Genomic DNA, 20776 nt, shown 5'->3' on the forward strand with positions numbered 1-20776 from the left:
TTACTCCTCATCCAGCTTAAGCACACTCATGAATGCCTCCTGCGGTATCTCTACATTGCCCACCTGACGCATCCTCTTCTTTCCTTCCTTCTGCTTCTCAAGCAGCTTCTTCTTACGTGAAATATCACCACCATAGCACTTGGCAAGCACATCCTTGCGAAGCGCCTTGACTGTCTCTCTTGCTATAATCTTGCCACCGACTGCTGCCTGAATAGGTATCTCAAACAGATGCCTTGGTATCTCACCTTTAAGCTTCTCGCACATCTTACGGCCTCTTTCGTATGCACTCTCCTTGAATACGATAAATGAAAGTGCATCGACCATCTCCTTATTGATTAAGATGTCAAGCTTGACAAGCTCTGAGCGCTCATAATCCTTCATCTCGTAGTCAAACGAAGCATATCCTCTGGAGCGTGACTTTAACGCATCAAAGAAATCATAGATAATCTCATTTAAAGGCAGGTCGTATTTTATAAGAGCTCGTGTCTTTTCTATATACTCCATGCTGATGTAGACACCTCGTCTCTCCTGACACAGCTTCATAATCGCACCGACATAGTCGCTTGTAACCATAATCTCTGCCGACACGTATGGCTCCTCCATATACTCAATCTCTGACGGATCCGGCATATTGGATGGATTGGTCAGATCTATCACCTCACCGCTTGTCTTGTGAATCTTGTATATAACACTAGGTGCTGTGGTAACGAGATCCAGATCAAACTCTCTCTCCAGTCTCTCCTGAATGATTTCCAGATGTAAAAGTCCAAGAAAACCGCATCTGAAGCCAAAGCCGAGTGCCAGTGAGGTCTCAGGCTCAAACTGTAATGAAGCGTCATTGACCTGCAGCTTTTCAAGGGCATCCCTTAAATCAGGATACTTTGCACTGTCCGCAGGATACAGACCACAGTAAACCATCGGATTAACCTTCTTATAGCCCGGAAGTGCCTCATCGCACGGCCTGTCAACTAGTGTGACTGTATCACCCACGCGTGTATCCCTGACATTTTTGATACTGGCTGCAATGTATCCAACCATGCCGGCTGAAAGCTCGTCGCATGGTATAAACTGGCCCGCACCAAAATATCCCACCTCTGTAACCACATCAGATGCACCTGTAGCCATCATCTTTATTGTGTCTCCTACCTTTACAGAGCCCTCTCTCAGACGGCAGAAAATGATGACACCTTTGTAGGAATCGTAGGTTGCATCAAATATAAGTGCCTTAAGCGGTGCATCCTTATCACCTGTCGGTGCAGGAATCTTTTTTACAATCTGCTCAAGCACATCCTCTATATTGAGACCTGTCTTTGCGGAAATACGCGGTGCATCCATAGCCTCAATTCCGATGACATCCTCTATCTCCTGTGCCACCTCATCCGGGCGTGCACTCGGCAGATCCACCTTATTAATGACAGGAAATACATCCAGATCATGATCCAGTGCAAGGTAAACATTCGCAAGTGTCTGTGCCTCAACGCCCTGGGCCGCATCCACTACAAGTATAGCTCCGTCGCACGCCGCAAGGCTTCTTGATACCTCATAGTTAAAATCCACGTGTCCGGGTGTATCTATCAGGTTAAAAATATACTCTTCGCCATCCTTTGCAGTATATATAATACGAACCGCCTGAGACTTGATCGTGATACCACGCTCTCTCTCAAGCTCCATGTTGTCAAGCACCTGAGCCTGCATCTCCCTGCTGGTAAGTGTGCCTGTTTTCTCTATAATTCTGTCCGCAAGTGTAGATTTGCCGTGATCAATATGGGCAATAATACAAAAATTACGGATTTTGCTCTGATCTATTGACATATGTCCTCCTAATGCTTTCAATAACTCATCAAAGTTTATCAGATTTGTGAAATAAAGTCTATATTATTTTAACACTTTATCGAGTATATCTGCAAGTGGTTCCATGGCATTGTACGCCTCCTCCAAGGTATTTGTCTGCGCTCCCACCTCCACGAGCAGTGATTTCGGACACAGATGCATATTATACCTGTAGCCCTTTAAGTAAATGCGCCTTGCAAGCCCCGGATAATACTCATTTGCCATGAGCTGCAGCTGGAATGAAAACGCCAGATTGTCTCCCAGATACTGATTGGGCAGACTATCAATCGCTCCTCTTGCAGCAGTACGGCACAGCCCGTTAAAAAACATAATCTGTGCCATAGGCTTTCCGTCTATTGTCGTGGCAAGTCTTGTAGTCTCAGCCACTCCATCCCTGTGCAGGTCGATAACTACCTTTATGGAAGGATTTTTCTCAATAATTTCTGTAATCTCAGGTAATGAATTGGAATACGCATGGTCACGGTCATTCACGTCATACTGCCCTTTGTGATGCAGCACATTGTAGCCGTATTTATCCCTCAAAAGTGTTTCAAGCCTGTCACCCACTCCGACTACTGTCTGTGTCTCTGATGTATCTGTAGAATCACTGTACCCTTCCTGGGAATGTGTATGGTATATGAGTATATCAGGGCCGTCTCCCGATTTTTCTATAGACATATCGCGCCCCAGCAGCACCTCCTCACACAGCTCATCAGCTCCTATATATGTAGTCTTGTCCACCTGATAATAGTTCTTTACCAGATTGTCAAAGCTCATGTCTACCTGGGGCATTTTCACGTTCTGCTTCGCCTCCTGCGCTGCTGTTTCACCGGCTTTTTCAGCTTCCCCGACAAATGCAAGCTGGTCGGCATCAGGCAGCATATTGTTCCTGACACTTGCATTTTCATTTTCCATCGCAGCAAGCTCCTCATATGAGAGAATACCTCCCGCTGTATCCTCATCCTCCACAATACGCGGCTCCTTCTTTTTTGCCTCATCACACTTACCGTGAGAATATGTAAGGTGCGGGAATTTTTCTTCCACAAGCCTCTTTCCCACACCATCACCGCAAAACAGCATACTTGCAATATATATAAGTGCTATAAGCACAACCATTTTCTTCTTCACAATATCATCTCCCATCTAAAACATCATGTTTTCCCCTGCTACATAAAGCTTATGCACGTGGCACTAATGATATTCTAAGCAATAAATTATTCACTACAGTCTTCATAGTCATCATTGGAAAAAGCCATATTTATGCCCTCCGATAAAAGACCTGCCAGTCTCTTAACAGTCTCGTCAATGTCCTTTGGTGTCACAAACATGCCGTTTAACTTCGGTGACATGAGCTTTGCGGTGTTCTCCCGGCTGGCATTTACCGCATCAGAAACAATAGTCACCGCATCGATGACTGTCGGAATACCAATCGCGATAACCGGCACTCCCAGATTACCACGGTTTATGCCATCCCTGTGGTTTCCAACACCGCTTCCCGGCACTATGCCTGTATCCGTCAGCTGTATGGTACACCCCAGACGTTTTGTACTGCGTGCCGCAAGCGCATCAATTGTCACAACAAAATCCGGCTTCACCTCGTTCACCACACCCTTTATTATCTCAAGGCACTCCATGCCTGTCTGTGCCATCACTCCCGGCACCAGGCCGCACACACTGTTGACGTTCTCGTTGCCAAACGCATACCTGCCATATTCCTTTACTATATGACGGGTGATAAACAAGCTGTCAATGCATCTGGGACCGAGCGCGTCCGGAGTTACATTTCTGTTCCCAAGCCCGACAACAAGCGCCGCATATATATGCTTGCCACAGACAGCCTTTACAAAGCTCTTAAGCTCTCTTGAAAGCTCCCTTGTCACAGCCTGACAGCACTCCTCGTCCCCCTCTGACAGCAGCGTAGCCTCAATTGTCACATATTTTCCTTTAGGACGGCCTGTAGCCCTGACTGCATTTTCCGAGTCAATCGTCACTACACTGACTACAATTCCGTTATCCAGCTTTTTTTCAGAGAAATTCACACCTCTCATATCAGTGTTTGCCTTTCTAAGGCTCTCCTGCGTCTCAAGCGCCAGATCAGTTCTTGCACACCATTTATCAGCCGACAAATCAATACACCTCCCCTGTATGATATTCAAAAATCACATATATGTTAATTTTTTGCAATTTTTTTCAAAATATGTATTGACAGAGTGGAAAGGTTGACATATTATATTCTAGTATGTTTGTGCCAAAGCGTCCGTGTCTGTTTTGGCATACATTAGATTAAATATTTGGAGGTGTACGAGTTGGCTAACATTAAATCAGCAAAAAAGAGAATTTTAGTAACAGAGACTAAGGCTGCTAGAAATAAAGCAATCAAATCAGGAGTTAAAACAGCAATCAAGAAGGTTGAGGCTGCTGTAGCTGCAAATGATAAGGCTGCTGCTGAGGCTGCATTAAAGGATGCAACTTCTGCTATCGCAAGCGCTGGTTCAAAGGGTATCTTCCACAAGAACAACGCAGCTAGAAAAGTATCTCGTTTAACAAAGCTTGTTAACGGATTAGCTTAATTACTATATAGCAATAAATAATAAAACCCATCGGTGCCGTCATACCGATGGGTTTTTTGTATATTTGCGTTGTATCATTTTTTGCCTGTCGCATGAGCATCTGTCATATCTGCAGAGTACTGCACTATAAAAAGCTCCACTGCCATCTGGTCATTCATCCGGCCGGTCTTCACAGCCTCCTCGTATGCCACACCATCTCTTACAGCCTGCTTTAGGTCATCCAACGAATATGCCCTGCACTGCGCCTGGTATTTGCGCACAGCCCACTCCGGACAGCCGGCCTTTGACGCTATATCCTTGTTGCCAAAGCCCTTATTTGTCATGGCTTTCACATTCATCAGTATATTGAACTGGCGCGATATGAGATACATAATACGCATGGCAGGCTCTTTGAGCGCCAGCAGATCGTAATACAGCTCAAGCGCACGCTTTTGTCTGTGTGATGCAATCGCATCGACCATCTCAAACACCTTGTTTGTAATCTGCTCTGTCGTTACAGCCTCCACATCCGAAAGCTCAATCACTTCCTTGTCCATGCAGTAGCACAGCAGCTTCTCAAGCTCCTTGTCGATATTTTCCATATCCGTACCGGTTTTTTCTATGAAGCTGTTGTAGGCAGCCCGGCTCATTCCCTTATTTTCCTTCCTGATGCGCGCCCCTATCCATCTGGCAAGTGTCTCATCAGTCTGTTCCTTGAACTCCACAGGATTGCCACTCTTGGCTGCTGCCTTGTAAAGCTTCGAGCGCTTATCAACGCTCTCCTCCACAAATATAAAGTGTGTGCTCTCCGGTGAATCCTTTAAATACTCTCCAAGCTCATCGCCTGCCTTTGAAAAAATACCGGCATCCTCAATAAGAATCACTCTCCTGTCTGCAAAAAACGGAAGTGTCTCCGCCCGGTCAATTATTTCCTTCTGATTGATTCCATCGCCCTCAAACGATGAAAAGTTCATACTGTCGCCCTCGCTGACCATAGCCTTTATGAGCTTGTCCCTGTACTGTTTTATGAGGTATCTCTCCTGTCCATACAGCAGATAAACCTTTTTGAAATCTCCTGCTTTTATATCATTGTCTATTGTTTTCATATATAGCACTCTCTTTATACTTAATCTGGCCGCTTTGCATTGTGTAAAAAATACGGCACTTTGCATCTATAAGCCTCTCCATAGCTTCATCAGCCGGATGTCCGTAGCGGTTTTCTGCCGCACATGATACCACAGCCCACCTCGGACTTAAAGCCTCAATCCATTCTTTAGAGCCTGAATACTTGGAGCCATGGTGATTTGCCTTGTAAAAATCCACAGAAAGCTCTTTTCCATACTCTGCCACAAGCTCTTTTTCCACCTCAGCCGGTATATCTCCGCCGAAAATACCGCTGAAGGCGCCATCTGTGAGCTTTAGCACAAGACACATATCGTTTCTGTCCGATGCTGTATCGGCTGTTCCCGGATACAGGCACATGATGCCATCAGTCCCTTCATTTACTGTATTGCGCAAGCCTGAGGCATCATTTATTTCAATCGAATCGCCCTTTGACATAAGGCATACATCAATCCCTGCTTCCCTTGCCTTAAAAAGCAGCTCATCCATAGCCTCTTCCTTAGCAGCAGCTTCTGCCACAACTATATGCTCTATAGTATATCCGCTGTCTATCACCTCAGACAGTCCGCTTATATGATCACTGTCTGCATGTGAAACAAACCAGTACGATATCCCCGGTACGCCGTTATACTTAAGAAACGGCAGAATCACATTCTCACCAAGCTGTTTTCTGTCGGAGCTGCCTCCATCGATAAAGATGCATGTGCCGGACTCAAAGCGGTAAAATATGCCATCTCCCTGCCCCACATCCAGTATATCAAGCTGCGCAGCAGTTTTGGGCTTCACAAGCAAAATTGCAAGCAGCACTGCTGTACATGCCGCTCTTTGGACATTGTAAAGGATAGGGCTTTTTTCCTTTAAGCCACGCTCTATGGCACGTTTTTTAAGTGAAAATACCACCAAAAAACCGCTCAAAGCAGCATAAAAAAGGAAAATCCTGTATCCATCAGGGGCTCCTGTGATAACCGATGCCCCCGGAAGCTTCATAACAAGACCGCAAAGCAGCTCATAGAGCTTTAACACCGCAAATGCAGGAAACACCAGTACTTTGCCGGGTATCGCACCAAAGCAGCCTGCGACAGATGCAAGCAGACCCGAGATAAATATGACAGGCAAAGCCGGTATCACAACGAGATTTACAAACACCGCAAAAAGAGGCAGCTCATAATAGTTCATAGCCACAACCGGAAGCATCGGAAGCTGTATGGATACAGATGCCCAGAATTTCTCACCCTCAGGCGCACTCATCACAGGTGTCACAATACCTATGGCAAGTATTGCCCCGACCGATAACACAAATCCGGCATATCCCAAAACCATAGGATTGTCCCACAGCAGGTAAATGACCATGATACCGAGGGAATTGAGCATATCTGCACATCTTCCTAAAGCTGCCGCAAGCATTGTAAGTATGAACATCCCCACGGCACGCCTCGTGGACACGGCATTTCCCGTCATAACAGCATAGCTTAGTATAAGCGCCCCAGAACAGATAAATGCCGCTGTATAGCTCACCCTTCTTTTTCTGAGAAGCCTGTAAAAGGCCATGCCAACTATAGAAATATGAAGCCCGGAAATAGCCAGTATATGTGAAATACCGCTGATCTGGTACAAATCCTTTATCTCATCATCCAGATACGACTTGTCTCCAAGCAGCATGGATGAAAGCACTCCTGCCGTTGTCTCATCAGTCACACTAAGAAGCGAAGCCGAGAGCGTATCTCGAAGCCTTTCAAGCCTGTGATAATACCATGCATGTTTACCGGCGCTCGTCTTAATATCGTCTGCCTTCACAGAGAAATCAATTCCCTGCAAGCGGTAAAAGCGTGCTCTGTCAAACTCCCCCTCATTTGTGGCAGACTTAAACAAGCCTATCTTGCCGTAAGCTTTCATATAATCGCCCAGCTGTGCGCTTTTGCTGTCACAGAATACCACGACATCACCACAGGATATTTTTCTGCCAAAAGCCTTGCCGTCCTCAGGCTGCACCACGCAGTCTGTCATATAATACCTGTATGAGAAATACTTGTATTCAGTTTTATAAATCTTCCCCCAGACGATGACAGATTTTTCATCTGTCATATACTGCATATAGCTGTCTCGTTTTTCATCCACTGAAGCATATCTGCATTGCGCCAACGTAAAAACAGCCGACGATGTCAGGATAAGCAAAATAACTATACGCCTGACAGTAGAAAAGCTGCCCTTAGCTGCCACACACTCAGCTACAAGCGCCACAAGCAGCATGGCAAAAGCCAAAAAGCCAAAGCCCCTGCCATACATACCCGAAACAGTTCCTGCAGTATAGACCAACGCAAATAAAAACATCGGTCTTTTACTAATACTCTTCTCCTCCTAAATCAAATCTATTCTATTTTTCGGTTTTTTCCGTGGAATCATCAGAATCCACTATATCCTTATTGAACTCATACATGCCACTTAGCTTATAATTATAAAGCAGCATACCGTCATTCTCGCCGTCAAGCGAGATCTGTACCTTGTCGACAGTAGGCAGCGAGGTGAGCGAATTAACTATCGAATACAGCACCACATCCTCTGTGAGCTTATTGTCAATAGTATTTCTGAACGAAGAATCAAAGTTCAGATAGCATATCCTGTCTGCCACAGACACATTGATAAGCTTTGTCGTACCCGGAAGAGTTGCCTTAAGCTTAGAGCCCTTCGGACCCTCAATAAGCTGCTCAAGAACAAGCTTTTCAAGCGCTATATTTGAGCTGTAATGTATCACTCTTGTCTGTTTCTCAAGCCCTGTACCATCCTTGTCAGCAAAATAAAGCGTGAGTGTCTCCTTCACACTTGTATTGATCTGCTCACCCGGATTCTCAACAAAATCATCAGCACCCATGCTGCCGACGATCTCATCATCCGAGTCCACAAGAGGAATACTGTTTACGGTAAATGTGACATATGAAATACTATCTAACTGTGTGAGCGTGCGGACCACAGACGCTCTCAAAAGCACCTCCTGTGCAGCCGTAAGGTCATAATACTCCTTGCTGAAATCCACAGTACAGTTATAGTTTTTCTCCTCATGGCCTCTGACTGACACCTCATCCGGTATCGCCTTGCGAAGCTTTGAGTTATCAGGCTTATCCTGCAGTCTCCCAAGAAGCTCATCAACCTGCTTGTCCACATCTGAATTTTTGCTTCTAAGCACATATGACTCCGGTACACTGCTCGTCACATCCATATTCAGACAAAACACATCAACCGTATTGTCTGCTTTTTTCTTTGTGCAGCCCACCATGGAGAGCAGAATCGCTGCAGTGAGCACGAATATAATTATTCTTTTCACGTCAAGCCTCCTATGCAATATAGTTGAGTGGTATACGCACATCAAAGGTAGTGCCCTCTCCCATTACACTGTGAGCCTTTATAGCGCCCCTGTGCATAAGAATAGAGCTTCTTGTAATGGCAAGTCCCAGACCTGTACCGCCAATCTCTCTCGAATGTGACTTGTCCACACGATAAAATCTCTCGTATATATGCTCTAAGGACTCCTCCGGTATACCGATACCGTTGTCCTCCACCTTCAGATAGAAATACTGATGGTCCGCATTTAAGGATACATGCACATAGCCACCGGTCTCATTGTCATTGTACTTGATGGCATTCTCGATGAGATTTGTAAAAGCAAGCGTCAGCTTCACTTCATCTATCTCCGCCGTCACCGGTCTGAAGCTCTCGAGTACAAGCTCCACCTGCTGCTTGTCAGCAATCGGCTGAAGCCTCTTCATAATCTGTTCGAGCAGATCGTTGATATTAATACTCTCGATATTCAGCGTAGCAGCCGACTTATCCATCTTGACCAGTGATAAGAGGTCATTTATTATCTTTGTCTCTCGGTCTATCTCGCTTGTGATATCACCCATGAACTCCCTGTACATCTCAATCGGAGCCTCATCACCCATACTGTTGATAGAATCTGCAAGCACCTTCATGGATGTAAGAGGTGTCTTGAGCTCATGTGACACATTCGATACAAACTCCTGTCTGGACTCATCCATGACCTTCATTCCACTCATCAGCTCATTAAAATTCCTGCTTATAATAGCAGTCTCTGCATAATCATCAACATCCAGCTGCTCTTTTCCAAAGCCATCCTTAATGTCTGATATCTCGTCAGAAAGCTTCTTAACCGGAACAAAAAGCTGCAAAAGCACAAGCACGCCAAAAAAGAGAACCACCGCACCTGCGATAATGGCAACCGTCACTGCAATCTGTGTAAGATATGACATATTTAGCGATATATTGTCCGTCGACACACTTACAACGAGTGCTCCCTCTATCTTTGAATCCTTGTCGTTTGGATTGCTTATCGGAACAGAAAGCTCGATATAGTGGTTTTTAGAATCATAGTTGGTAATCTCAGAGGAAGAAAAGGTCTTTATTACCTCCTCTGAAATAATCGTATTGCCATCATCCAGATTGTAAGTATCCTTAATAATCTTAAAATGCTTGTCTACTATGAGCACACGCCCCTCATATATAGTTGTAAGAGTGTCAATCTGAGCATCTATATTGCTCAAATCCCCACCATCCTCATCAAAATATTTACTTGTAGATATCTTGTTTGCGAGAATCTTTGCCTGACTAAGCACTTCGCTTTCGCGGATTGAAACCGCTCTGGACTCGTAGGTGTTAAGTATGCCGAAGCACAGCACCACCTCCGGTACCAGAACGAGAACAAAAATCATGAGAATCAGCCTGGATTTCAGACTCTTATAAAATGCAAAATGTACTTTACCCTTAAACATTTTAGAACCTTTCTGAAAGTATTACTTCTGGTTGTAGTAATAGCCCACGCCCCACTTGGTATGAACGTACTTAGGCTCGCTTGGATTTGCCTCAATCTTTTCACGAAGACGTCTGACGTGCACATCAACCGTACGCACATCCCCCGGGTAATCCTCGCCCCATACAATCTTTAAAAGGCTCTCCCTGCTGTACACTTTATTTTCATTTTTGATCAGAATCTCAAGCAGCTCAAACTCTCTTGCCGTCAGATTGATTTCATTATCATTTATGAAAAGACGTCTGCTGTCACAGTCGAGCTTGATATCACCCTTTTCAATCACGGATGACTGTACCTGTGGTGCGCGCTCCGGTGAAGTGCGCCGCATGATTGCCTTGATTCTGGCCTTTACCTCAAGAATATTAAATGGCTTTGTGATATAGTCATCAGCGCCGTACTCAAGTCCTAAAATCTTGTCCATGTCATCCCCCTTTGCAGTGAGCATGACAATCGGGACATCAGAAAACTCCCTTATTGCCTGACACACCTCAAAGCCATCCATCTTTGGAAGCATGACATCCAAAAGAATCATATCATATGAATTGGCCTTTGCCATATTTAAGGCCTCCTCACCGTCATATGCACAGTCCACCTCCATGCCATCCTGCAGCAGACTGAAACGTATTCCTTTTACAATTAACTTTTCGTCGTCAACGACCAGCACTTTTTTTGCCATTTATACACTCCTAATTTACTGTTATATCATCTTTTATTTTATTAAACATTGCTTCACCGATGCCGGACACCCTCGTGATATCCTCAATCGAAGAAAACAATCCGTTTTTGGCGCGATCCTCAACAATACTCTTTGCCTTGCTCTCACCTATGCCCGAAAGAGCCATGAGCTGCTCGGCGGTTGCGGTATTGATATTTAGCTTGCCATCCTTTACGCCTATATGCTCCTCGGCGCCGCCCTTCATCAGCGAACCATCTATGCCTGTGGTATATGAGCCCTCAGGTATGTGCTCCGATTCCAGCTCCTCTGCAGTCGGGAAATACAGCATCTGCCCATCATACAGCTCTGATGCCAGATTCCAAAAGCTCTTGTCAGCTGTTTCCAGCATGCCTCCTGCCATATCAACGAGCTCACAAACTCTGGCGCCCGGCTTTACTCTGTATACACCGGGATTTGCAACCTGACCACAGATATAGACGCACCACTCGGTAGAGTCATCACTCGTAGCTGCTGTGTCTTTCTTCTGTTCCTGCTCTCCCGCGGATGAAGCCTTCTGCTCCTTTGAATCTGCAGTCTGTCTATTTACATCACTTGAAACCACAGCAGTCTGCTCCGTTTCAGAAGCAAAATGAACTGTGGCATCATCTTTTTTGCAGCCGCAAAGGCCTAACGCTATTGTTACAATAAACGCACTTAATAATATTTTTTTTTTCATATGGTCTCCTTTGATTAATATCATACTCTCAAAGGAGAAATCGATGTCCTCTCTATTTTACAGATTTTTTGACAGTATTACAAGTGTTGTTTCAAGTTTTTCTATCATTTCGTCAACATCACTCTTTTCGATAACAAGAGGAGGCACAAATCTGAGCACATTGCTGCCTGCCGTGATGACTATCAGGCCTTGCTTTAAAGCCTCTGCAGAGACCTTTCCTACAGGAAGAGTGCACTCCACGCCCTGCATGAGACCCATACCTCTTCTGGCTGTGAGGCAGTCGTATTTTGCAACAAGCTCATCAAGCTTCTTCTCCAGGTAAGGTGCAATCTCCTTCACATGGCTTACAATATCAAGACGCTTAAACTCATCAAACACTGCACTTACTGCTGCTCCTACGAACGGATTGCCGCCGTATGTGGTACCATGGTCTCCAGGTGCAAGGGATTTGTCTGCCACCCTCTGTGTCATGAGAAAGGCTCCAACCGGCACACCGCAGCCGAGCGCCTTAGCACAGGTCATGATATCAGGCTTCACATCATAGTTCTGCCATGCGAACATCTCGCCGCTTCTGCCCATGCCGCACTGTATCTCATCAAGTATAAGAAGAATATCCTTGTCATCGCAGAGTGCTCTCACTCCCTCGATAAACTCCTTGTCTGCCGGGTAAATACCGCCCTCACCCTGAATGGTTTCCATGATGATGGCGCAGGTTTTGTCTGTCACCTGAGCCTTAACACTCTCCAAATCATTGAAATCCGCAAACTTAACTCCCGGCATAAGAGGCTCAAAAGGCTCCTGATAATGCGCATTGCCTGTAACAGAAAGAGCTCCGATGCTTCTTCCGTGGAAGGAATGATTCATGGCAATTATCTCATGGCCGGCATGACCGTCTCTCGTAAAAGCATACTTCTTTGCAGCCTTGATAGCGCCCTCTATGGCCTCTGTACCACTGTTTGTAAAGAAAATACGGTCCATTTTGCTTGCCTTAAGCACCTTGTCTGCTGCCTCGATGACAGGCGCATTGTAGTAGAGGTTTGATGTATGTAAAAGCTTATCAACCTGTGCCTTTAATGCCTCCTTGTGGTGCTCATTGCTGTAGCCAAGTGCACATACAGCTATTCCTGCGGCAAAGTCCAGATATGCATTGCCGTCTGTATCATAAAGATGTACTCCCTCGCCGTGATCGAGTACAAGTGAAAATCTGTTATAGGTGTGAAGCAGCTCTTTTTCTGCCTCATCAATGTATGACTGTTTATCCATATTATTGCTCATTGTTAAATTTCTCCTCCGAATCTCCAAGAATAGCTGTTCCGATTCCTCTGTTTGTGAATATCTCAAGCAGTAAGCAGTGCGCGATACGACCGTCAAGAATATGTACTCTTGAAACTCCGTTATCGATAGCATCTATGCAGTTGTTTAGCTTAGGAAGCATGCCTCCGCCGATAAAGCCATCGCCTATAAGCTTCTTTGCATCTGAAACAGTAAGCTCCGAGATAAGAGTATTCTTATCTGAAGGATCCTTGTATACACCCTCGATATCTGTAAGGAACGCAAGCTTTTCTGCTGAAACAGCTCTTGCGATAGCACATGCAGCATCATCTGCATTGATATTGTATGTATTGTATTCGTCATCAAGACCGATCGGACATACGATTGGAAGGAAATCCTTCTCGAGCAGGTCATAAAGGATTTTTGGATTAACATCAGTGATTTCACCGACAAAGCCTATATCCTCTCCGTTTGAATACTTTTTCTTTACCTTTAAGAGACCGCCATCCTTGCCGCTCACTCCGACAGCCTGCACACCGAGCTCCTCTACGAGTGTGACAAGGGATTTGTTTACCTTGTTCAGCACCATCTCGGCAATTTCCATTGTATCGGCATCAGTCTTTCTGAGTCCGTTTACAAATACCGGCTCCATGCCGACCTTTCCTACCCATTTGCTGATTTCCTTGCCGCCGCCGTGTACGATGATAGGCTTGAAACCTACCAGCTTAAGAAGTGTGACATCCTGGATTACCTGCTTTTTAAGCTGTTCATCAACCATTGCAGAGCCGCCGTACTTTACAACGATAATCTTTCTGTTAAATCTCTGTATATATGGAAGTGCCTCAATGAGCACCTGTGCCTTTTCCATTACCTGTTCCATGTTCTTATCTGCCATTGTACTGCTCCTTATTTGTTAAATCTTGTTATATTTTCTTCGTTAAGTGTGAAATCATAGTAGTTTAGGTCTTCCCTGAAGGTCCAGCCCTCTTCCTTCCAGAAGTGGTTTCCCAGCTCATTCACCTTGAAGGCTATGATAGACACCTTGTTGATATGCTCTGCCTGAAGTGCTCTCATGCAGGCAACTACCATGCTCTTTCCGATGCCGCACTTCCTGTAATGCTCATCCACGCACACATGATACAGGCAGCCTCTTCTGCCATCGTGACCGCAGAGTATTGCACCGACAATTTTACCATCCTCCACCGCTACAACACTGGTAGTTGGGTTTCTCTTAAGAAATCTAAGGACTCCCTCTCTTGAATCATCGATAGAACGGATTCCAAAGCCGTGTATGGTCTGCCACAGGCTGTACACCTCGTCATAGTCATCAATCGTCATAACCCTTATTTCATATTTATTCTCATTGCTCATTTTATTAAATCATCCTTATATTTTTATATAACTATCAGCATTGTAAAATAGCTCTCTGATAATTATTCCCATATTATTACGGGAACATAGGAACCATATTAAGTCCCTCTGCCTCATCAAAGCCAAATAACAGATTCATATTCTGTACTGCCTGTCCTGCAGCACCCTTTACCAGATTGTCAAGAGCGCCCATCATGATAATCCTGCCTGTTCTCTCATCAATCACAAAGTTTACATCCACATAGTTGCTGCCCTCAACCCACTTTGTCTCAGGGCAGACACCCTTTTTAAGCACTCTGACAAACTTCTCATTTGCATAATACTTATCGTAAACTGCCTTAATCTCATCATAAGAAGGAAGGGTTCCGTCAGGCTTTTTCTTAAGTGTCGCATACTCTGTAGCAAGGATTCCTCTATTCATCGGAACAAGATGCGGAGTAAAGTTGATAAGAATCTCTTTTCCTGCCGCATATCCAAGCTGCTCCTCAATCTCAGGTGTATGTCTGTGTGAGGCAACGCCATATGCCTTCATGCTCTCATTTACCTCGCAGAACAGATTTGGTGTCTTTGCACCGCGTCCTGCGCCCGATGTGCCTGACTTTGCATCGACAATAAGTGTATCTGTATCGATAAGTCCCTCCTTCACAAGCGGATATGCTGTGAGGATAGAGCATGTGGTGTAGCAGCCCGGATTTGCAACAAGTCTTGTCTCCTTTGTGACCTTGTCCCTGTTTATCTCACACAGGCCATATACAGCCTCATCAATAAACTGCGGAGACTTGTGCTCAATCTTGTACCACTTCTCATATGTAGCTACATCCTTTATACGGAAGTCCGCTGACAGATCGACTATCTTTACCTTACTTAATATATCCTCTGTCAGTACGCCTGCCAAAAAGCCCTGTGGTGTCGCAGTAAAAATCACATCGACAGACTCTGCAAGCTCCTCCATATTGTCATCCATGCACTTTGCATCAACTATCTGAAACATATTTCCATAGATATCGGCATAATTCTCATCCACATAGCTTCGTGAGCCATACCAAGCAATCTCTACCTCTTTATGATTCATCAAAATTCTCACGAGCTCTGCTCCGGCATATCCGGTGGCTCCAATAATACCAGCCTTTATCATAGTATTTCCTCTTTTCATATTGTATTTCTTGTATTTCTTATATTTCTGCATAACCATATAAAACAGGTCTGACGCATCATACATAATAATATAGTACAGTATTTTCAATCCGTAAAGAGAAAAATTATACAAAATTATGTATATTTATACATGAATAATGTATATTTTTTCACTTGCAATATGTAAAGAACTGGTATATATTTATTCTAAAGTAATTATTCAAGGCTTTTTTTCACAAAAGCAGTTAATGGTTACCATCATAAAGAATAAACGAAAAGAGGACACGCACTTATGAAAGACAAAGTTGTATTAGCTTATTCAGGCGGACTTGATACCACTGCTATCATTCCATGGCTTAAAGAGACTTATGACTATGACGTAATCTGCTGCTGCATCAACTGCGGACAGGGAGAGGAGCTTGACGGACTCGATGAGAGAGCCAAATTATCAGGAGCTTCAAAGCTTTACATAGAGGATATCTGTGATGAGTTCAGTGAAGACTACATCGTACCTTGTGTACAGGCCGGCGCAGTTTATGAGCACAAATACCTCCTTGGAACAGCAATGGCAAGACCTGGCATCGCAAAGAAGCTTGTTGAGATTGCAAGAAAAGAAGGCGCTGTAGCCATCTGCCACGGTGCAACAGGTAAAGGAAACGACCAGATCCGTTTCGAGCTCGGTATCAAGGCACTTGCTCCTGATATCAAGGTAATCGCTCCATGGCGTCAGGACAACTGGAAAATGGATTCACGTGAGGCTGAGATCGAGTACTGTAAGGCACACGGAATCGACCTTCCGTTCGGCACAGATTCAAGCTACAGCCGTGACCGTAACCTCTGGCACATAAGCCACGAGGGACTTGAGCTGGAGGATCCTTCACAGGAGCCAAACTATGACCATCTGCTCGTATTAAGTGTCACACCTGAGCATGCTCCTGACGAGGGTGAGTATGTTACAATGACATTTGAGAAGGGTGTTCCTACATCTGTAAACGGCAAAAAGATGAAGGTAGCAGACATCATCAGAGAGCTCAACCGTCTCGGCGGCAAGCACGGCATCGGCATCATCGATATCGTCGAGAACCGTGTAGTAGGTATGAAATCACGTGGCGTATACGAGACTCCGGGTGGAACAATCCTCATGGAGGCACATGACCAGCTCGAGGAGCTCTGCCTTGACCGTGCCACAATGGATGTCAAGAAGGATATGGGCAACAAGCTCGCCCAGGTAGTTTACGAAGGAAAATGGTTCACACCACTTCGTGAAGCAATCCAGGCTTTCGTAGAGTCAACACAGGAATATGTTACAGGAGAAGTTAAATTTAAATTATATAAAGGCAATATCATCAAGGCCGGCACTACTTCACCATATTCACTCTACAGTGAGTCTCTTGCAAGCTTTACTACAGGAGATCTGTATGACCATCATGATGCAGACGGCTTCATCACTCTGTTTGGTCTTCCACTCAAGGTTCGTGCAATGAAGCTTCTTGAGCTTGAGAACAAGAAAAATAATTAATTGTAACAGCAAATAAAAGAAAAAAGAGATGTGAAATAACAGCAATTATTTCACATCTCTTATTTTTTTAATAATTTCATTCTTTAAATCAAGTGCCTTATCCTTAATGTGTCTCGAAGCACTTTTCGATATAAGCACTCTTGCAACAAGCTTTGACGCCACATCCAAATGGTCTAGCTTATAATTCATCTGAGCTAAAAGCAGCTCAAACGTATCCTGATTCATCCCACATATCGGGAAATGCTCTGTCTCAACCGCTCTGGTCATTCCATCAAGCGCCTGCTCGTAATAATTTTTTTCTGCCTTTTGTGCGCTTAAAAGCTCCTTACTGTCCGCTGACCTGCCACAAACCGCAAGCTGTTCCAATAAGCCTCGATAAAGCCATGACAACTTAAGACAAATATATGCCTTTTCGCTGTGCTGTGCCCTCTTAACAATTGCCGAAAAAAGTGCCAGCTTAAATCTGTCTATCGCCTCATCATACGAATATAACAAAGGCACGTCCTTGCTGCCGGGCTTAAATTTAGCGGCTACCTGTTCCTTAAGCAGCCTTATCTGGGTAGTCGACACATGTATAAAGTCACCATTCATTGCACTATAACCACAATGCGGACATGAGGTGACACCATACTTTATTGTATCAATCCCCTTGTATACCGGTCTGAAATCGTCATCAGAACCAACAAGACGCACCTTTGATGCCCTTACCGTCAGGGTCTGAAAGCTCTCATCACACACCGGACATGTAACGCTCTTTGCAAAGACAAAATCCGTTTCGTCCTCTGTCTGAACAGTAGCTGCCACCGGAGCATCCCCGGTGGCAGCTTCTTTATCCTCATCGTACAGGTCATTTATATCTTCGGGATTCAAACCGAATTTGTCAAGGCCTGACATTAAATCCATATTTTACCTCTATTCTTCTCTTCTGTCTATTTTATTTTTAGTCAAAACTATTTAGCTGCCGGAAGCTTGAATGAGCTCTTTAAGGAAACGATTCTGTTAAATACAGGCTGTCCCTCCTTCGAATCCTTGCAATCCGCACAGAAGAAGCCGTTTCTGACAAACTGGAAGCTGTCATAAGCCTTAGCATTCATAAGCTCCGGCTCCACTACACAGTTATCAAGCACTGTAAGTGAATTTGGATTAAGATTTAAGCTTCCGTCCTCATTGTACACTCCAAGCTCCTCATTTACGATATTCTCGTAAAGACGAACTGTTACCTGCTTTCCATACTCGGCTGAAACCCAGTGGATAGTTCCCTTGACCTTTCTGCCGTCAGGACTGTTGCCACCCTTTGATGCAGGATCATATGTACAGTGAATCTCTGTAACATTGCCGTTTTCATCCTTAACACAGCTATTGCACTTCACAAAGTAAGCGTTCATGAAACGCACCTCATTGCCAGGGAACATACGGAAATACTTCTTCGGAGGCTCCTCCATGAAGTCCTCTCTCTCCACATAAAGCTCTCTGGTGAAAGGAACCTTTCTCTTTCCAAGCTCAGGATTCTCCACGTTATTATCCACCTCAAGATACTCAACCTGTCCCTCAGGGTAATTGTCGATAATCACCTTGACCGGATCAAGCACAGCCATCATACGAGGGCGCTTAGCCTTTAAATCCTCACGGATACAGTACTCAAGCATAGCGTAATCAACAGAGCTGTTGGCCTTTGATATACCACACAGATCAACAAAATTCTGGATAGACTCAGGTGTGAAGCCCCTGCGTCTAAGTGCTGCTATAGAAACAAGCCTTGGGTCATCCCAGCCGTCAACAATACCGTCCTCTACAAGACGCTTGATATATCTCTTTCCTGTAACAACATTGGTCAGATAGAGCTTTGCAAACTCAATCTGCTTTGGTGACTCCTCCGGAGAATTCTTAAATCCACATTCAATAACCACCCAGTCATACAGTGGTCTGTGGTCTTCAAACTCCAGAGTACATATAGAATGTGTGATGCCCTCGATAGCATCCTCTATAGGATGAGCAAAATCATACATAGGATATACACACCATTTATCACCTGTATTGTGATGAGTCATATGAGCCACACGGTAAAGAATCGGATCTCTCATATTGATATTTGAAGAGCTCATGTCAATTCTCGCACGAAGCACCTTTGTGCCATCCTCAAACTCACCGTTTTTCATGCGTTCAAAAAGATCCAGGTTTTCCTCAACGCTTCTCTTTGTGTACGGATCCTCCTTGCCGGGCTCTGTGAGTGTACCTCTATACTCTCTTATCTCATCAGGTGTCAGGTCAGATACATACGCCTTCCCCTTCTTTATAAGCCCTACTGCACACTCATACATCTTGTCGAAATAATTGGATGCAAAAAACTTCCTGTCCTCCCAGTCAGCACCAAGCCACTTAACATCGGCCTCGATAGACTCTACAAACTCAAGGCGCTCCTTGGTAGGGTTTGTATCATCAAACCTGAGATTGAACTGTCCATCATACTTCTTTGCCAGTCCATAGTTTAAAAGAATAGACTTCGCATGACCGATATGTAAATAACCGTTTGGCTCCGGTGGGAATCTGGTCTTTACAGTCTTGCAATGACCCTCTGCCAAGTCCTTCTCAATAATCTGTTCAATAAAATTTTTCGAAACTGTTGCCTCGTTCTCCATAAATGTTCCTCCGAAAATAATACTGTGTCCATTATAAATTCATCGGTTTACTTTGTCAATGAATTAAAAAAAGTAGTGCATGTATGTTATACGTGCGTATGTGTAAACAGATGATCCTGACAGTATTCCTTGTTGCCTGTGCACTTTGAGCAGTATCTGAATGTTAATTCAGGATTTGATAACTCGGTTCTGCCGCATATATAGCACTTGTGGCGTGAGATACCGCTGCCCGGACGAGGCTCTGAAAACTGAGACTTAAACTGAGCCTTTCTCTTCCTCTGGTGCATATTCTGTCTGAATGAAAGCCTGTGCTTGCAGCCATAAATGAATACTAACAGATTTATAAGTGCAAGAACGATTTCTGAGCCGTATGCCAATCCAGTCGGCCATCCAAAGCTCATATAGGTATACACATCATATGCAAACATCACGAAGTAAACCAGCACCATCCACTTCATCTTTATAGGAAGCACAAAGTAAAGCCTCACCTCTGCCTCCGGCATCAAAAGACCAAGCATCAGATACATGGATATAAGTATATAGTACATAGTCAGCTTGATGGATACACCCGTCACTGCAAAAATAAGCATGCCTGCTATATCATACAGCAAAAAGCCTCCGAAAAAGTAAACATTCATCCTGAATGAGCCAAGATATGACTCCATGCTGTCTCCGAGCGTCCACAGACAGAATATAAACAAAAGCTGTAAAAATGATATACTGCCACTCGGCACAAACACCCAGCTTATAAGGCGCCATACCTGTCCGTGCAAAATAGCAGAGGCCGAAAACTGCAGATAATAAAGGACCACATCGCCCTTTGTCAAAAGCAGCACACTGCCTATCAGATTCGCAGCGATAAATATTCTCGTAATATTTGGAATCGCTTTACTTCCATATTTTTGTTCTAGTTTGTTAAGCCAGTTCATACATTTTAGCAGACATGGTTTTGGTGCAATAAAAAACCACGAGTCTGCATCCTCCTGTCATATTATTACTGCCTTTTACACTATAGTGCAAAGGGCAGCGATCATTACAAAATTTATTATGATAGTTAAATCATACTTTGTCAACGAGACTACGAATTATTCACAAATTCTTTATAATTATAGTCATTGTAATTTGTCGATATCTGT

Annotated in this window: 18 protein-coding genes; 2 read left to right on the plus strand and 16 right to left on the minus strand. The window is 44.3% G+C overall.

Features of this window, described 5'->3' with window-relative positions:
• The 3 genes from lepA to gpr all read right to left on the minus strand — a co-directional run bounded on the left by lepA (position 1) and on the right by gpr (position 3956).
• Positions 1-1812: a translation elongation factor 4 gene (gene lepA / locus ACW6PM_RS04100; RefSeq protein ID WP_308649910.1), complete on the minus strand. Its 1812-nt coding sequence runs from the start codon at positions 1810-1812 to the stop codon at positions 1-3.
• A gap of 63 nt (positions 1813-1875) precedes the next feature.
• Positions 1876-2958 (minus strand): stage II sporulation protein P, encoded by a 1083-nt coding sequence (gene spoIIP / locus ACW6PM_RS04105; protein WP_456056291.1) that lies wholly within the window; start codon positions 2956-2958, stop codon positions 1876-1878.
• 86 nt (positions 2959-3044) lie between these two features.
• Entirely contained in the window at positions 3045-3956 is a 912-nt protein-coding gene (gene gpr, locus ACW6PM_RS04110; protein WP_456056292.1) for a GPR endopeptidase, read from the minus strand.
• A gap of 165 nt (positions 3957-4121) precedes the next feature.
• Between gpr and rpsT the strand changes: the two genes are divergently transcribed.
• Complete coding sequence (rpsT, locus tag ACW6PM_RS04115; protein ID WP_081021557.1) at positions 4122-4400, plus strand: 30S ribosomal protein S20; 279 nt, start codon at positions 4122-4124, stop codon at positions 4398-4400.
• A gap of 74 nt (positions 4401-4474) precedes the next feature.
• On the opposite strand, the gene holA is transcribed toward rpsT, so the two are convergent.
• The 10 genes from holA to argC form a co-directional block, all read right to left on the minus strand.
• Complete coding sequence (gene holA, locus ACW6PM_RS04120) at positions 4475-5485, minus strand: DNA polymerase III subunit delta (RefSeq protein WP_456056293.1); 1011 nt, start codon at positions 5483-5485, stop codon at positions 4475-4477.
• Entirely contained in the window at positions 5466-7829 is a 2364-nt protein-coding gene (locus tag ACW6PM_RS04125; RefSeq protein ID WP_456056294.1) for a DNA internalization-related competence protein ComEC/Rec2, read from the minus strand. Before ACW6PM_RS04125 ends, holA begins: the two co-directional genes overlap by 20 nt.
• Before the next feature lie 43 nt (positions 7830-7872).
• On the minus strand, positions 7873-8817 hold the full coding sequence (locus ACW6PM_RS04130; RefSeq protein ID WP_308668645.1) for a GerMN domain-containing protein: 945 nt from the start codon (positions 8815-8817) through the stop codon (positions 7873-7875).
• A 10-nt stretch (positions 8818-8827) separates the two neighbouring features.
• The gene (locus ACW6PM_RS04135) at positions 8828-10279 is read right to left on the minus strand and encodes a sensor histidine kinase (protein ID WP_448753924.1); all 1452 of its coding nucleotides are present in this window, start codon (positions 10277-10279) and stop codon (positions 8828-8830) included.
• Positions 10280-10300: 21 nt separating this feature from the next.
• Entirely contained in the window at positions 10301-10993 is a 693-nt protein-coding gene (locus ACW6PM_RS04140; RefSeq protein WP_012742455.1) for a response regulator transcription factor, read from the minus strand.
• Between the two features lie 10 nt (positions 10994-11003).
• On the minus strand, positions 11004-11708 hold the full coding sequence (locus ACW6PM_RS04145; RefSeq protein WP_456056295.1) for a helix-hairpin-helix domain-containing protein: 705 nt from the start codon (positions 11706-11708) through the stop codon (positions 11004-11006).
• Between the two features lie 57 nt (positions 11709-11765).
• Entirely contained in the window at positions 11766-12983 is a 1218-nt protein-coding gene (locus ACW6PM_RS04150) for an aspartate aminotransferase family protein (RefSeq protein WP_456056296.1), read from the minus strand.
• Positions 12973-13875: an acetylglutamate kinase gene (argB, locus tag ACW6PM_RS04155; RefSeq protein WP_012742452.1), complete on the minus strand. Its 903-nt coding sequence runs from the start codon at positions 13873-13875 to the stop codon at positions 12973-12975. The genes ACW6PM_RS04150 and argB overlap by 11 nt, the downstream gene beginning before the upstream one ends.
• 11 nt (positions 13876-13886) lie before the next feature.
• Positions 13887-14351: a GNAT family N-acetyltransferase gene (locus ACW6PM_RS04160; RefSeq protein ID WP_012742451.1), complete on the minus strand. Its 465-nt coding sequence runs from the start codon at positions 14349-14351 to the stop codon at positions 13887-13889.
• Positions 14352-14427: 76 nt separating this feature from the next.
• Entirely contained in the window at positions 14428-15486 is a 1059-nt protein-coding gene (gene argC / locus ACW6PM_RS04165; RefSeq protein WP_308649920.1) for an N-acetyl-gamma-glutamyl-phosphate reductase, read from the minus strand.
• A 291-nt stretch (positions 15487-15777) separates the two neighbouring features.
• Here argC and ACW6PM_RS04170 point away from each other — a divergent pair, with 291 nt between their 5' ends.
• A complete protein-coding gene (locus ACW6PM_RS04170) occupies positions 15778-17004 on the plus strand; it encodes an argininosuccinate synthase (protein ID WP_456056297.1) in 1227 nt (408 codons plus the stop codon).
• A gap of 45 nt (positions 17005-17049) precedes the next feature.
• Here ACW6PM_RS04170 and ACW6PM_RS04175 read toward each other — a convergent pair whose 3' ends face one another.
• The 3 genes from ACW6PM_RS04175 to ACW6PM_RS04185 form a co-directional block, all read right to left on the minus strand.
• A complete protein-coding gene (locus tag ACW6PM_RS04175; RefSeq protein WP_456056298.1) occupies positions 17050-17907 on the minus strand; it encodes a DUF2225 domain-containing protein in 858 nt (285 codons plus the stop codon).
• A 47-nt stretch (positions 17908-17954) separates the two neighbouring features.
• Complete coding sequence (locus ACW6PM_RS04180) at positions 17955-19640, minus strand: glutamine--tRNA ligase/YqeY domain fusion protein (RefSeq protein ID WP_308649923.1); 1686 nt, start codon at positions 19638-19640, stop codon at positions 17955-17957.
• 86 nt (positions 19641-19726) lie between these two features.
• Complete coding sequence (locus tag ACW6PM_RS04185; RefSeq protein WP_456056299.1) at positions 19727-20569, minus strand: rhomboid family intramembrane serine protease; 843 nt, start codon at positions 20567-20569, stop codon at positions 19727-19729.
• Positions 20570-20776 lie beyond the last annotated feature (207 nt).

The organism is Agathobacter sp. (genome assembly GCF_977054825.1).